This window comes from Streptomyces sp. NPDC048484 (assembly GCF_040651415.1).
GTDB lineage: Bacteria > Actinomycetota > Actinomycetes > Streptomycetales > Streptomycetaceae > Streptomyces.
Genome location: NZ_JBEZJY010000024.1, coordinates 143,172 through 157,540 on the forward strand (window position 1 = coordinate 143,172; position 14,369 = coordinate 157,540).

Below are 14,369 nucleotides of genomic sequence, written 5' to 3' on the forward strand. Positions count from 1 at the left end.
GGTCCCCGGATCCGTACGAAGTCCCGAGTGGCAGCACAGAGTTGTTCGTTCACCTCCAGGGGGAGTCACACCATGCGACCGATACGCCCGCTCTTCGCCACCCGTCGGGGGAGGAGCCCGCGCCGCAGAACCTCCCCCGTGCTGGCCGCGGTCGGCCTGGCCACCGCGCTGACGCTGACCGCCACCGCTTGCGGGTCCGGTGAGGACGCCGACGCCGACGCGAGCAGCGCGGCGTCGGCCACCGCGGCCGGCGACGGCAAGATCCAGATCCCGGACGACATCAGGGACAGGCTCAAAGAGCACGGAATCGACATCGACAAGTGGAAGGGCGGCGCCTGGAAGAACTGGGACCGGGACGACTGGCTGCGCGAGGCCGGTGACTACGTCAACCCGATCATCAAGGACCTGTGGGACCCGGACCGCATGCGCGAGGCCGAGGACCCGGACCAGGGCAAGGGCGTCGAAGAGAACGACCTCTCGGGTGACCAGGGTGTGACCGACCCCGAGCCGGCGCCCGTGGAGGCGAAGGCCGTTCCGGCGGTCTACCACGAGAACGCGCCCGAGTCGGGCAAGGTGTTCTTCGACTCCCCCGAGGGCACGATGGTCTGTTCGGCGACCGTGGTCGAGGACCCGGCCCACCCGGGCAAGTCCAACCTCGTGTGGACAGCGGGCCACTGTGTGCACGCGGGCAAGAAGGGCGGCTGGTACCGCAACATCGCCTTCGTGCCTTCGTACAACGACGACGCCATGTCGGCGACGGAGATCCAGGGTGCCACCAAGGAGGAGGTCGCTCCGTACGGTGCCTGGTGGGGTGACTGGGCGCAGACCTCGGACCAGTGGATCGAGCAGGGCGGCGCGACGGGCGGCGAGGGCGCGTCGTACGACTTCGCCGTCATCCATGTGACGCCGGAGAAGGGCAGCGACGGCAAGTCCCTGGAGGAGACGGTCGGTTCGGCGCTCCCGGTGGACTTCAACGCTCCGGCCGTGTCTCAGGTCGGGGACATCACCGCGACCGGTTACCCGGCGGCGAAGCCGTTCGACGGCGAGACCATGTACCAGTGCACGGACAAGCCGGGCCGGCTCTCGATCGCCAAGAGCGAGCCGACGATGTACCGCATCGGATGCACCATGACCGGTGGTTCGTCGGGCGGCGGCTGGGTCGCGACGGGCTCGGACGGTAGTCCCGCGCTCGTGTCCAACACCTCGATCGGCCCGGTGACCGCGGGCTGGCTGGCGGGTCCGCACCTGGGCACGGAGGCCAAGGGAATCTACGACGCGGTGAGCAAGAAGTACGCGACGCAGCGGTAGCGGCGCACGGACGGACGGCGGCAGGCTGGTGCCTCACGGAAACTTTCACCGACCAGCCGCCGTTCGTCCTCGACTCCCCGGGCATAGTGGGGTGTCGCGGTGGCACGGCTCCACGGAGAACGTTCATCGGGTTCACCGCGTTCTTCGCGGCCAACGCGTTCTTCGCGCTTGACCCGCATGTGAGAAGTGCACGTTCTATCGGGGGTAACAACACCATGCGTTCCACACGTCCGTCCTTCGCGGAAAGTCGCGGGCGGCGCCGCGTTCTCGCCGCCACCGGGCTCGCCGCGGCCCTGGCGCTCACCGGTACCGCCTGCGACTCGGGCGATGACAAGGCCACCGGCAAACCGTCCGCCACCGGTTCCGGAACCTCGGGTTCCGACAAGATCGAAATTCCGGCCGACATCGCCGACCAGCTCAAGGAGCACGGCATCGATGTCGACGACTGGAAGGACGGCGAATGGAAGAACTGGGACAAGGACAAGTGGCTCACTGAGGCCCAGGACTTCGTCAACCCGGTGATCGAGGACCTCTGGAAGCCCGAGCGGATGACATCCGCCGAGGACCCGGAGAAGACGATCTCCGCGAAGGACGCGGCGGCCGAGCAGGGCGTCAGCGACCCGGCGCCCGCCCCTGTGACGGCGACGCGCGAGAAGACTCCCTACCACGAGAACGCCGCCCCGGTGGGGAAGGTCTTCTTCGACTCCCCCGAGGGCTCGATGGTCTGCTCCGGCACGGTCGTCAAGGACCCGCGCAACCCGGGCAGGTCCAACCTCGTGTGGACCGCGGGCCACTGTGTGCACGCGGGTGGTGGCGGCGGCTGGTACCGCAACATCGCCTTCGTGCCCGCCTACAACGACCTCGGCAAGTCCGAGGCCGAGCTGGGCGATGCCACACAGCAGGAGATCGCCCCGTACGGCCAGTACTGGGCGGACTGGGCCTCGACGTCCGACGAGTGGATCGAGGGCGGCTCGGAATCCGGCGGCGCGGGTGCCGCGTACGACTACGCGGTGCTGCATGTGAAGCCGGAGTCCGGTTCCAAGTCCCTTGAGGAAACGGTCGGCAACGCGCTGGACGTGGACTTCTCCACGCCTGCCGCCGCGAACGCGGGCTCGGTGGGCGCCTGGGGTTACCCGGCCGCCGCGCCGTACGACGGTCTGATCATGCACAAGTGCGTTGATCAGCCGGGCCGACTCTCCCTCAGTCCGGGTCTGCCGACGATGTACCGCATCGGGTGCACCATGACCGGTGGTTCGTCCGGCGGCGGCTGGTTCCGCGTCGTCGACGGCAAGACCGTGCTCGTCTCCAACACGTCGATCGGCCCGACCGACAGCACCTGGCTCGCCGGCCCGCAGCTCGGCAAGGGCGCCGAGGCGATCTACGACAACATGAGCGAGGAGTACGGCGCCAAGTAGACGCCCGTACACGCCTGCGCGCCGTGCGTACACGCCGTACGCGCCGTACGCGCCGTACATACACGTGCGTACACCGTGCGCATGACGAAGGCCCGCCCCCTGAGAGCGCCAAAGCGCCTGGGGGCGGGCCTTCGTGTTACTTCCGTTTACTTCCGTGTTTGCCGGTTCAGGCCGCGGAAGCCGGGACGTACGGAGCGAGCTCCGCCGCCAGTTCCTCGTGCACCCGCGCCTTCATCAGGGTGCCCTCCGGCGTGTGCTCCTCGGAGATCACCTCGCCGTCGGAGTGGGCGCGCGCGACCAGCCGGCCGAGCGTGTACGGCACGAGTGCCTCGATCTCGACCGAGGGGTGCGGCAGTTCGACATCGATGAGGGCGAGCAGTTCCTCGATGCCCTGGCCGGTACGGGCCGAGACCGCGATGGAGCGCTTCTCGTTCCGCATCAGCCGCTGAAGCACCAGCGGGTCGGCCGCGTCCGCCTTGTTGATCACCACGATCTCGGGCACCTTGGTGGCGCCCACGTCGCGGACGACCTCTCGCACGGCGGCGAGCTGCTCCTCCGGCGCCGGGTGCGAGCCGTCCACCACGTGCAGGATCAGGTCGGAGTCACCGACCTCCTCCATCGTGGAGCGGAACGCCTCGACGAGGTGGTGCGGCAGGTGCCGTACGAAGCCGACGGTGTCCGCCAGCGTGTACAGCCGCCCGCTCGGGGTCTCGGCCCGGCGCACGGTCGGGTCGAGGGTCGCGAACAGCGAGTTCTCCACCAGGACGCCCGCGCCCGTGAGCCGGTTGAGCAGCGAGGACTTACCGGCGTTGGTGTAACCGGCGATCGCGACCGAGGGCACCTTGTTGCGTCGGCGCTCCTGGCGCTTGATGTCGCGGCCGGTCTTCATGTCCGCGATCTCCCGGCGCATCTTCGCCATCTTCTCGCGGATACGGCGCCGGTCAGTCTCGATCTTGGTCTCACCGGGGCCACGGGTGGCGAGGCCGCCGCCCGAACCGCCGCCCATCTGACGGGACAGCGACTGACCCCAGCCGCGGAGCCTCGGCAGCATGTACTGCATCTGCGCGAGGGCGACCTGCGCCTTGCCCTCTCGGGACTTGGCGTGCTGGGCGAAGATGTCGAGGATCAGGGCCGTGCGGTCGATGACCTTGACCTTGACGACGTCTTCGAGGTGGATGAGCTGGCCCGGCGAGAGTTCACCGTCGCAGATGACAGTGTCCGCGCCGGTTTCGAGCACGATGTCCCGCAGCTCGTTGGCCTTGCCGGAACCGATGTACGTGGCCGCGTCGGGCTTGTCCCGGCGCTGGATGACTCCGTCGAGCACGAGCGCTCCCGCGGTCTCCGCAAGGGCGGCCAGCTCGGCCAGGGAGTTGTCCGCGTCGGTCGCGGTGCCCGAGGTCCACACCCCGACGAGTACCACGCGCTCCAGTCGGAGCTGTCGGTACTCGACCTCGGTGACGTCCTCGAGCTCGGTGGAGAGGCCTGCGACACGGCGCAGGGCCGCACGCTCGGAGCGGTCCAGCTGGTCGCCGTCCCGCTCTCCGTCGATCTCGTGGCTCCAGACGACGTCCTCTTCCATCAGGGCATCGGCCCGAAAACCGTCGGGGTGGTCCTGCGCGAGGCTCTGGGTGTCCTGGGAAGGGGAAGAAGAGGAGGTCATTGGGTCCTTACGTCGGTGGGATACCTGGGCGGCGGACTTGTCGTCCGTCACTCATCGCAACGTCCGGGGTCGCCGGGAGATTCCCGCCCGGGTCCGGAGGGCCGTGCCGTCGGCCTGAAGCGTCGCCGACGTGGAGATGTTCGCACGGCACGCCCCGTCTCGTCACTCGAATTCCCGGGCGTTACTTGGCGTGCTTCGCGGTCTTCTTCGCGGTCTTCTTCGCGGCCGCCGCGCCGCGCCAGTCGGGGTGCCCCGGCATGGGCGGGGTCTTCTCCCCGTAGAGCCAGGCCTTGAAGAAACCGCTCAGATCGCGGCCGGCGATGCCCGAGGCGAGACGCTCGAAGTCCGCGGTGTCGGCGACACCGTCCTGGTGGGTGCTCACCCAGACGCGTTCCAGCTGCTCGAAGGCGGACCGGCCGATCTCCTGGCGCAGCGCGTACAGGACGAGGGCGCTGCCGTCGTAGACGTTCGGGCGGAAGATGCTGAGCTTCTCGCCGGGCTTTGCCCCCTTGGGGGCGGCGGGCGGGCCGCCGGCCTTGCGCCAGGAGTCGGACGACCGGTAGGCGGCCTTCATCCGCGCCTCCATGGGCCTGTCGGCCTTCTCCTCCCCGTAGAGGGCCTCGTACCAGGTGGCGTGTCCTTCGTTGAGCCACAGGTCGGACCAGGTGCGCGGGGAGACGCTGTCGCCGAACCACTGGTGGGCCAGTTCGTGCACCATGATCGTCTCGACGTACCACTTCGGGAACTCGGACCGTGTGAAGAGCTCTCTCTCGAAGAGAGAGAGCGTCTGTGTCTCGAGTTCGAATCCGGTACGCGCCTCGGCGATCAGCAGCCCGTACGTCTCGAAGGGGTAGTCGCCGACTTTCTCCTGCATCCAGGCGATCTGGCCGGGCGTCTTCTTGAGCCACGGCTCCAGCCGGTCGCGGTCCTTGGTGGGCACCACGTCGCGTACGGGCAGACCGTCGGGGCCGGTTCGGCGCACCACGGAGGAGCGCCCGATGGACACCTGGGCCAACTCGGTGGCCATGGGGTGCTCGGTGCGGTATGTCCAGGTGGTGCCCGCCGCGCGACGGGTCGCCCCTACGGGGAGCCCGTTGGCGACGGCCGTGTAGCCCTTGGGCGTGGTGACCCGGATGGTGAACATCGCCTTGTCCGAGGGATGGTCGTTGCTGGGGAAGACACGGTGTCCGGCGTCGGCCTGGTTGGCCATCGCGAGCCCGTCCTGGGTCTGCACCCAGCCGCTCGGCTGGTTCTTCGTGGCCACCGGGTTGCTGTCGTGGCGCACGGTGATCCGCATCCGGATGCCGGGCGGCAGGGGGTGCGCGGGCGTGACGACCAGGTCCTCGCCGGCGCTCCGGAACTCCGCGGGCTCGTCGTCTACCTCGACGGATCGCACTTTCCCGTGCGAGTAGTCAAGATTGAACTGCTCCAGCCAGTCGGTCGTGCGGGCCTCGATGGTCGTGACGGCCGGGAGCGGCTTGCTGTTGCTGCCGGGATAGGTGAAGGCCAGGTCGTACGCCGTGACGTCGTAACCGGGGTTGCCCAGGTGCGGGAAGAGTCGGTCGCCGATACCGACCGGTGACGGCGCGGGGGCGCTCGCGGCGATGAGGCAGACGGAGACGGCGGAGGCGAGGAATGCCGTCCGGAGTCGCCGGGAGGCCTTCGGGCCCGGCGTCCCGGTGCGGGGGGTCGTGCGGGTGCGCAGCATGGACCACGGCTATCAGCGCTGGCCCGCCTCGCGGTGACGACTCGCGCCGGGCCCACCCGAACGGGCTCTTTCACGTGACCACGAAGGGCCCAGGGACGCGTCGCGTCGCGTCGCGTCGCCGGCGGAACGGTGCCAGCGATGGCCCGGTGGCCCGAGAGGCCGATGGACTGATGGGCTGATGGCCCTCTACGGAGTCGACTGGTGCTGGGCGCGGCTCACGTCGAACACGCCCGGCACATTGCGCATCGCCCGCATGAGCGCGGGAAGGTGGGCGGCGTCCGGGAGCTCGAGCGTGTAGGTGTGGCGTACGCGCTGCTGGCTGGGTGGTTCGACGGTCGCCGAGACGATGGCGACGCCCTCCAGGGCGATGGCTTCGGTGAGGTCGGCCAGGAGGTGGGGCCGTCCGAAGGATTCGGCGAAGAGCGTGACACGGCACTCGCTGCTGTCGCCCCAGCGCACCTCGACCTCCGCACGCTCCGCGCTCTTCATACGCCCGACCGCGGCGCACTCGACGCGGTGCACGGTCACCACTCCCCCGCGCACAGAGAATCCGGTGATCGCGTCGGGCGGCACGGGCGTACAACAGCCTGCGAGGCGTACGGTCGCGCCGGGCCGGTCGACGACGACGTCCGCGGCGGCCGGGCGGGCGGCGGGCCCGTCAGCGGCCCGGCGGCGGGTCGCGGCGGGCTCCTCGGACTGTGTGGCCGACGCCGGATGCGCGGCCAGCCAGCGGGTGATGGCGATCCGCGCGACGGGCGTGTGCGCGTGCTCCAGCCACTCCCTGGAGGGCTCCGAGGTCGGGTCCTGGCCCATGAGCAGCTGAACGGTGTCCCCGTCGCTCAGGACCGTGCTCAGCCTCGCCAGGCGGCCGTTGACGCGGGCGCCGATACAGGCGTGCGCGTCCTCGCCGTACTGGGCGTACGCGGCGTCCACACAGCTGGCGCCCGCGGGCAGTCCGAGCGTGCCGCCGTCGGGGCGGAAGACGGTGATCTCCCGGTCCTGGGCGAGGTCCTCGCGGAGCGTGGACCAGAACGTGTCGGGGTCCGGCGCGGCTTCCTGCCAGTCGAGGAGGCGGGACAGCCAGCCGGGGCGGGTGGGGTCGGCGCGCTCGCCGTCGGCGGGACGGGGGCCGTCGCCGTCCGTCTGCTCCTCGGCGGGAGAGGCGTAGGGATTGCCGAGCGCGATGACACCGGCCTCGGCGACCTTGTGCATCTGGTGCGTACGGATGAGGACTTCGGCGACCTGTCCGTCGGGGCGGGCCACGGCGGTGTGCAGCGACTGGTACAGGTTGAACTTGGGAACGGCGATGAAGTCCTTGAACTCCGAGACCACGGGCGTGAGACAGGTGTGCAGTTCGCCGAGGACTCCGTAGCAGTCGGCGTCCTCGTTGACAAGGACCAGCAGACGCCCGAAGTCGGCGCCGCGCAGCTCGCCCCGCTTGCGCGAGACGCGGTGTACGGAGACGAAGTGCCGTGGCCTGATCAGGACTTCGGCCTGCAGCCCGGCCTCGCGCAGGACTCCGCGCACCTCTTCGGAGATCTCGGCGAGGGGGTCGTCGGTGCGCGAGGCGTTCTTGACGATGAGTTCACGGGTATGTGCGTACTCGTCGGGGCGCAGGATCGCGAAGACGAGGTCCTCGAGTTCGGTCTTGAGTGCCTGGACGCCGAGGCGTTCGGCGAGCGGGATCAGGACGTCCTTGGTCACCTTGGCGATGCGCTCCTGCTTCTCGGGACGCATGACTCCGAGGGTGCGCATGTTGTGCAGCCGGTCGGCGAGCTTGATCGACATCACGCGTACGTCGCTGCCGGTGGCGACGAGCATTTTGCGGAACGTCTCTGGCTCGGCGGCCGCTCCGTAGTCGACCTTCTCCAGCTTCGTCACGCCGTCGACGAGGTAGCGGACCTCCTCACCGAACTCCTCACGCACCTGATCGAGCGTCACTTCCGTGTCCTCGACGGTGTCGTGGAGCAGGGAGGCGGTCAACGTCGTGGTCTCCGCACCGAGTTCGGCGAGGATCAGCGTCACGGCGAGCGGGTGCGTGATGTACGGCTCGCCGCTCTTGCGCATCTGACCGCGGTGCGAGGACTCGGCGAGGACGTAGGCGCGGCGCAGCGGGTCCAGGTCGGCGTCGGGGTAGGAGGCCCGGTGGGCTTCGGCCACATGGCCGATCGCGTCGGGCAGCCGGTCACGGGCCGAGGGCCCCAGGAGAGCGGCCCGGCCGAGGCGCCGCAGATCGATCCGGGGGCGGCCCCGCCTGCGCTGTGCCGCGGGCGTGATGGGGCCGGGCGTCGCGGGGTTCGTGGCCTCCGCACTCATGGGCACCTCCGGCTGCGTTGACCGGCGGACGGGGCGCCCCATGGCGTATGCGGCTCTGGGGATGGCGTCGTTCCCCCGTCCGGGCCGGTCCTTGATGCTACCGAGCCCACCACGCCCGACCGACCGCCTCTCGCCGAGCGTGAAACGGATCACCCATTCGAGCGAAGGTTCAGGGGGTCACGGTTTCGAGCCACTCGGTATCGATCTCACCCTCTGCGACGATCACCGCAGGCCCGGTCATCTCGATCTCGCCGTCGGGCCGCTCGGTGATCACGAGCCGACCGCCGGGCACGTCGACGGTGTATGTGGCCGGGATGCCGGTCACGGCGGGGTCCGCGCCGTCCCTGCGCGCGGCCGCCACGGCCACGGCGCACGCGCCCGTGCCGCACGACCGGGTCTCGCCGGAGCCTCGCTCATGGACACGCAGAGCGACGTGACGAAGGCCACGGTCGACGACGAACTCCACGTTCACGCCGTCCGGGTACGCGGACAGCGGGCTGAATGGCGGCGGGGCGTACAGATGTCCGGCGTGGTCGAGGTCCTCCACGAAGGCGACGGCATGGGGATTGCCCATGTTCACGTTGCGCGCGGGCCAGCTGCGCTCGCCGACGGTCACGGTGACGTCCCCCTCGGGGAGGAGCGCCTTGCCCATGCCTACGGTGACGTCGCCGTCCTTGGCGATGTGCACGGTCTTCACGCCCGCGCGCGTAGCCACCGCGATGTCGCCTTCGGCCACATGTCCGGCGCGCTGGAGGTAGCGGGCGAACACACGCACTCCGTTGCCGCACATCTCCGCGATCGAGCCGTCGCCGTTGCGGTAGTCCATGAACCATTTCGCTTCGGCCGCCATCGACCGGGCTTCGGGGTGCGCGGCGGACCGTACGACGTGCAGCAGACCGTCCCCGCCGATGCCCGCGCGGCGGTCGCACAGGGCGGCGGCCATGGCGGCGGGCAGATCGACGGTGTTCTCGGGATCCGGGATGATCACGAAGTCGTTCTCGGTCCCGTGCCCCTTGAGGAAGGCGATCCGCGTGCTCATTCCTCGATCGTAAGGGGTCGGTACGACAGCCAGGGCGGCCAGTCCGGCAGCCGGACCGCGATGGTGGGCCGACGGGGTCCGGCAGGGCCCGCGGAAAGCCTCAGCGCAGCCGCGCCACGCGCCACACGGCGAGCACCACGACCGCGGCGACGACCACGGCGTACGCGATCACGACCCGCCAGTCAGGGCGGCGGCCGGAACCGCGCTGCGGCAGGCCGGGCCACGTGTAACCCACCCGACGGGCGGCCATCATGCCCCAGCCCGCCGCGCAGGAACAGATCAGCAGACCGAGCATGGCGATCATGGCTCCGCTGTCGCCGAAGTCGAAGGCCAGCGGGAAGGCGAACATCAGGGAGCCGAGTGCGGCGAGGCTCACGATGGGAGCGAGCTGCCAGATGCGCATGCGGCGCTGCGGGCGCAGCTCGACCTCGACCTCGGGGCCCGCGAACATCTCGTCGGGCTCTGGCCCGTCGGCGGTCACACCACCGATGGTGTCGTCGGGTCCGTCCGGGCTCAGCCGGTCCCCCTCGGGGTCCTGCTGATTTTGCGCGGTGTCGTGCACCTCACCGGTGACGGTGCTCTGCTCCGCGTCTGGTGCGGTGTCACGAGGGCCGGCCTCCATCGCCACGCGCCCTCCCAACTCGGACTCCACTTGGTCGATCGAAGCTCGATGATGGCACGGCCCCAGAGGCCCGGATGACGGCCTGAGCGTCCCGATGCCATGACGTGATCAGGCTGTGACCGGTCGTTCGACCAACGCCAACGCGAGCTGTGGAAGTTCTGTGAGATCCGCCGCAGCCCCACTGAGCCAATGCACCCGTGGATCGCGTCTGAACCAGGAATCCTGACGGCGCGCGAAGCGCTTGGTGGCACGTACCGTCTCGGCTCGCGCCTCGTCCTCGGTGCACTCCCCGGCCAGCGTCGCGAGCATCTGCTGGTAGCCGAGGGCGCGCGACGCCGTACGCCCCTCGCGCAACCCTTGCGCCTCCAGTGCGCGCACCTCCTCGATGAGGCCCCCCTCCCACATGCGGTCCACGCGGCGGGCGATGCGCTCGTCCAGCTCGGGGCGCCCCACGTCGACCCCGATCTGCAGGGTGTCGTAGACGGAGTCGTGGCCCGGGAGGTTGGCGGTGAAAGGTCTGCCGGTGATCTCGATGACCTCGAGGGCCCGGACGATACGGCGGCCGTTGCTCGGCAGGATCGCGTGGGCCGCCTCGGGGTCGGCGACGGCCAGCCGGGCGTGCAGGGCGCCGGAGCCCCGCAGGGTGAGCTCCTCCTCCAGGCGGGCCCGCACCTCGGGATCCGTACCGGGGAACTCGAGGTTGTCGACAGCCCCTCGCACGTACAGACCGGAGCCGCCGACGAGGACCGGCCAGCGGCCCTGCGCGAGCAGCGCGTCGATGCGGGCACGCGCGAGCCGCTGATACTCGGCGACACTCGCCATCACCGTCACGTCCCAGATGTCCAAGAGGTGGTGCGGGATGCCGCCGCGCTCCGGGTGCGTCAGCTTGGCGGTGCCGATGTCCATCCCCCGATAGAGCTGCATCGAGTCCGCGTTGACGACCTCACCGCCGAGGCTCTGAGCCAGGTGGACGCCGAGATCGGACTTTCCAGCCGCGGTGGGACCCACGACGGCGATGACCCGCGGAGCGGGAGCTGCTCTACTCACCGCACCAGTCTCGCAAACCTCGGGACCACTTCTCGAACGAGCTACGTGACGGCACGGGGCCGGGGTCGTTTCCTGTTGCGAGGTTCCAGCCGCCGGTTTTGAGGACCGGTGACCCCGGGCGACGCAATGGGACGCACCGGGCGACGCGGGATTTCGCCCACACGAGTAGGTTTTGGAGACGATATGGGCGTTTTTGCACGACTTCTTCGTAAAGACAGGCCTAAGCCCAAGGGGTCGGAAGAGGCGTCAACCGCCGCGGCGCAGACCGATGTTCTGAAAGCCAAATCCGAATCCGGAGCGGGGACGGAGGCGGAGGCGGAGGTAGAGGTGGGGGAAGCGGCGAAGGGCTCCACCGAGACCGCCGCCTCGGACGCGGCCGTCGGCGCCGAGCCGGAGGCTGCGTCCGATTCCGATTCCGATTCCGAACCCGAATCTGCGACCGCGACCGCGACGACGGAGTCCGACGAAGCCGGTGAGTCCGCGGCGGACGCTGTCGAGATTCCCAAGCAGCAGTCCGCCGACAAGGCGGCCGACAGCGAGGTCGGCGAGGGCGCGCACAAGTGACTGTCCCCGCGATGGACTCCGGCCCCGTGCCTCCGTCGGCATCGCCCGTGGGATCCTGAACGACAGCACATCGGCGGACGGACTCGGAGCGATTACGACTCCGAGCCGTCCGCCGTGTCTTTGTGCCATGCCCCGTCGCTCGCCCCCCACCACCGGCGACCTGCCCGGGTGGATTCCTCGACTGCGGGCCCGTCGTGGCCGGTCGCGCCGTTCCCCGCGCCCCTTGCGGGGCGGGGCCGACGAAGCGGGGCGCACACCCGACGAGCGGCGGCTACGACCAGGCCGCGACCATGTAGCCCACGCCGTAGGGCGCGTCCTCGTACAGAAGAGCGCCGCCGAGCCCCGCTCCCTGCGCCGCGCCCGCGAGCACCTGCCAGGGGGCTCGGCCGGAGGCTTTCAGTTCGTACGCCAGCTCGGCGTCCAGCGCCTTGAGGGCGGCCACGTCCGCCGTGCCCAGCGCCCGCGCGACCTCCGTGTCGAAGCCCGCCGCCCGCTCGTCCAGGTAGCCGGGCGCCTTGAGCGTGCGGCACGCACTGGAGTCGCCCATCACCAACAGCGCCACCCGCCCGGTCTGCGCGGCGAGGTGTTCTCCGGCTTGGATACACCGCTCAGGGGCGAGAGGTTCCCCCACCCCCAGCCCCTCGACCGGGGCGTCGGACCAGTCCGTACGACCGAGCAGCCAGGCGGCGACCGCCAGCGAGGGAGGGAGCGCACGTCCGGCCGCCCCGGTCCTCGTTTCGCTTCCGCTTCCGCCGAGCCGCACATCGAGCGCGACGCCGAAGCCGCGGAACGATCCGGGAGAGCCCTCAGGATGTGGTCCGCGGGCGTCCTCCTCGGCAGGCCCCACGACCACCAGCCGGTCCGGGCGCGCGGCGGCCAGCACCCCCAGGGCATCGACGCACGCGGCACGCGCCGCGTCCAGTTCGGACGCGGCCCCCGAGGCGACGTCGGGCACGAGCAGAGGCGGGCAGGGGCATACGGCGGCGGCGACAAGCATGATCGGCAGCGTAACCCCGGGCGGCGGCCGAACGTCACTCCGCGGCGAGCACGTCCGTGAGCCGTGAGGTCGCCTTGCGCGGCACGTGCCGCACGTGGGGCACGCTCGGTGAACTTCGCCCTCTACGGCATGACGGGCCCCTCCCCCGCCCGTGCCGCGGTCAGTCGCAGCCGCAGCCGGCGCCCGCGGCGACGGGCAGCGGTTCGGGTGCGCCGATCTTCGGCAGCCCCAGCATGACGCCGACGGGCTTCGCGGCCTCGGCGGCGTTGCGCTTCTCCCAGGCGTCCCCCGCGCGCGTGCGGCGCACATCGAGAGCGGCGCCCTCGGCGAGCAGGTGGTGCGGGGCGGCGTACGTGATCTCGACGGTGACGACGTCGCCGGGGCGGACCTCGACGTCGGGCTTCGTGAAGTGCACCAGGCGGTTGTCGGGGGCACGTCCGGAGAGCCGGTGCGTGGCGCCGTCCTTGCGGCCCTCGCCCTCGGCGACCATCAGCTCCAGCGTGCGGCCGACCTGCTTCTTGTTCTCGTCCCAGGAGATCTCCTCCTGGAGGGCCGACAGGCGCATGTAGCGCTCCTGCACGACTGCCTTGGGGATCTGCCCCTCCATGGTGGCCGCGGGGGTGCCAGGACGCTTGGAGTACTGGAACGTGAAGGCCTGCGCGAAGCGGGCCTCGCGAACCGCGTGCAGGGTCTGCTCGAAGTCCTCCTCGGTCTCGCCGGGGAAGCCCACGATGATGTCGGTGGTGATCGCGGCGTGCGGGATCGCGGCGCGCACCTTGTCGATGATCCCGAGGTACCGGTCCTGGCGGTACGAGCGGCGCATCGCCTTCAGGACGGTGTCCGAACCGGACTGCATCGGCATGTGCAGCTGCGGCATGGCGTTCGGTGTCTCGGCCATCGCGGCGATGACGTCGTCCGTGAAGTCGCGCGGATGCGGCGAGGTGAAGCGCACCCGCTCCAGGCCCTCGATCTTCCCGCAGGCCCGCAGGAGCTTGCTGAAGGCCTCGCGGTCACCGATGTCGGAGCCGTAGGCGTTCACGTTCTGCCCGAGCAGGGTGATCTCCGAGACGCCCTCGGCGACGAGGGCCTCGATCTCGGCGAGGATGTCGCCGGTCCTGCGGTCCTTCTCCTTGCCGCGCAGCGCCGGGACGATGCAGAAGGTGCACGTGTTGTTGCAGCCGACGGAGATGGAGACCCAGGCGGCGTACGCGCTCTCGCGACGCGTCGGGAGCGTCGACGGGAACGCTTCGAGCGACTCGGCGATCTCGACCTGTGCCTCTTCCTGGACGCGGGCGCGCTCCAGGAGGACGGGGAGCTTGCCGATGTTGTGCGTACCGAAGACGACGTCCACCCAGGGCGCCCTCTTCACGATGGTGTCGCGGTCCTTCTGGGCGAGGCAGCCGCCGACTGCGATCTGCATGCCGGGCCGCTTCGTCTTCATCGGCGCGAGCCTGCCGAGGTTCCCGTAGAGACGGTTGTCGGCGTTCTCCCGCACCGCGCAGGTGTTGAAGACGACGACGTCGGCGTCACCGTCGGAGCCTTCGGGAGCGCGTACGTAGCCGGCGCCTTCCAGCAGCCCGGAGAGCCGCTCCGAGTCGTGGACGTTCATCTGACATCCGTAAGTGCGCACTTCATACGTTCTCGTCAGGTCCACTGCACGGCTCCGGTCGCTGCTGCTCATGCGACAAGGGTA

General features: G+C 70.1%; 11 protein-coding genes. 3 read left to right on the forward strand and 8 right to left on the reverse strand.

Features of this window, described 5'->3' with window-relative positions:
- Positions 1–72: 72 nt before the first annotated feature.
- Together AB0D14_RS24695 and AB0D14_RS24700 are read left to right on the forward strand one after the other, a co-directional pair.
- Positions 73–1,308, forward strand: a complete 1,236-nt coding sequence (locus tag AB0D14_RS24695) for a hypothetical protein (RefSeq protein ID WP_362782636.1) — start codon at positions 73–75, stop codon at positions 1,306–1,308.
- Positions 1,309–1,523: 215 nt separating this feature from the next.
- Entirely contained in the window at positions 1,524–2,723 is a 1,200-nt protein-coding gene (locus tag AB0D14_RS24700; protein WP_362782638.1) for a hypothetical protein, read from the forward strand.
- 166 nt (positions 2,724–2,889) lie between these two features.
- On the opposite strand, the gene hflX is transcribed toward AB0D14_RS24700, so the two are convergent.
- The 6 genes from hflX to miaA form a co-directional block, all read right to left on the reverse strand.
- Positions 2,890–4,383 (reverse strand): GTPase HflX, encoded by a 1,494-nt coding sequence (hflX, locus tag AB0D14_RS24705; protein WP_362782641.1) that lies wholly within the window; start codon positions 4,381–4,383, stop codon positions 2,890–2,892.
- Between the two features lie 181 nt (positions 4,384–4,564).
- Entirely contained in the window at positions 4,565–6,091 is a 1,527-nt protein-coding gene (locus AB0D14_RS24710; protein WP_362782644.1) for a M1 family metallopeptidase, read from the reverse strand.
- Between the two features lie 186 nt (positions 6,092–6,277).
- Entirely contained in the window at positions 6,278–8,407 is a 2,130-nt protein-coding gene (locus AB0D14_RS24715; protein WP_362782647.1) for an HD domain-containing protein, read from the reverse strand.
- Between the two features lie 169 nt (positions 8,408–8,576).
- Positions 8,577–9,446, reverse strand: coding sequence for a diaminopimelate epimerase (gene dapF / locus AB0D14_RS24720; protein ID WP_362782650.1), 870 nt, complete (start codon positions 9,444–9,446; stop codon positions 8,577–8,579).
- A gap of 100 nt (positions 9,447–9,546) precedes the next feature.
- Positions 9,547–10,068: a hypothetical protein gene (locus AB0D14_RS24725; protein WP_362782700.1), complete on the reverse strand. Its 522-nt coding sequence runs from the start codon at positions 10,066–10,068 to the stop codon at positions 9,547–9,549.
- A 108-nt stretch (positions 10,069–10,176) separates the two neighbouring features.
- A complete protein-coding gene (miaA, locus tag AB0D14_RS24730; protein ID WP_362782653.1) occupies positions 10,177–11,115 on the reverse strand; it encodes a tRNA (adenosine(37)-N6)-dimethylallyltransferase MiaA in 939 nt (312 codons plus the stop codon).
- A 183-nt stretch (positions 11,116–11,298) separates the two neighbouring features.
- On the opposite strand from miaA, the gene AB0D14_RS24735 reads away from it, so the two are divergent.
- Positions 11,299–11,679 carry a hypothetical protein gene (locus AB0D14_RS24735; RefSeq protein WP_362782656.1) on the forward strand — a complete coding sequence of 127 codons (381 nt, stop codon included), beginning with the start codon at positions 11,299–11,301 and terminating at the stop codon, positions 11,677–11,679.
- A gap of 271 nt (positions 11,680–11,950) precedes the next feature.
- Here the strand turns inward: AB0D14_RS24735 and AB0D14_RS24740 are convergent, their stop codons facing one another.
- Together AB0D14_RS24740 and miaB are read right to left on the reverse strand one after the other, a co-directional pair.
- Positions 11,951–12,676 carry a class III extradiol dioxygenase subunit B-like domain-containing protein gene (locus AB0D14_RS24740; RefSeq protein ID WP_362782659.1) on the reverse strand — a complete coding sequence of 242 codons (726 nt, stop codon included), beginning with the start codon at positions 12,674–12,676 and terminating at the stop codon, positions 11,951–11,953.
- 160 nt (positions 12,677–12,836) lie between these two features.
- On the reverse strand, positions 12,837–14,357 hold the full coding sequence (gene miaB, locus AB0D14_RS24745; RefSeq protein WP_362782662.1) for a tRNA (N6-isopentenyl adenosine(37)-C2)-methylthiotransferase MiaB: 1,521 nt from the start codon (positions 14,355–14,357) through the stop codon (positions 12,837–12,839).
- Positions 14,358–14,369: the final 12 nt, after the last annotated feature.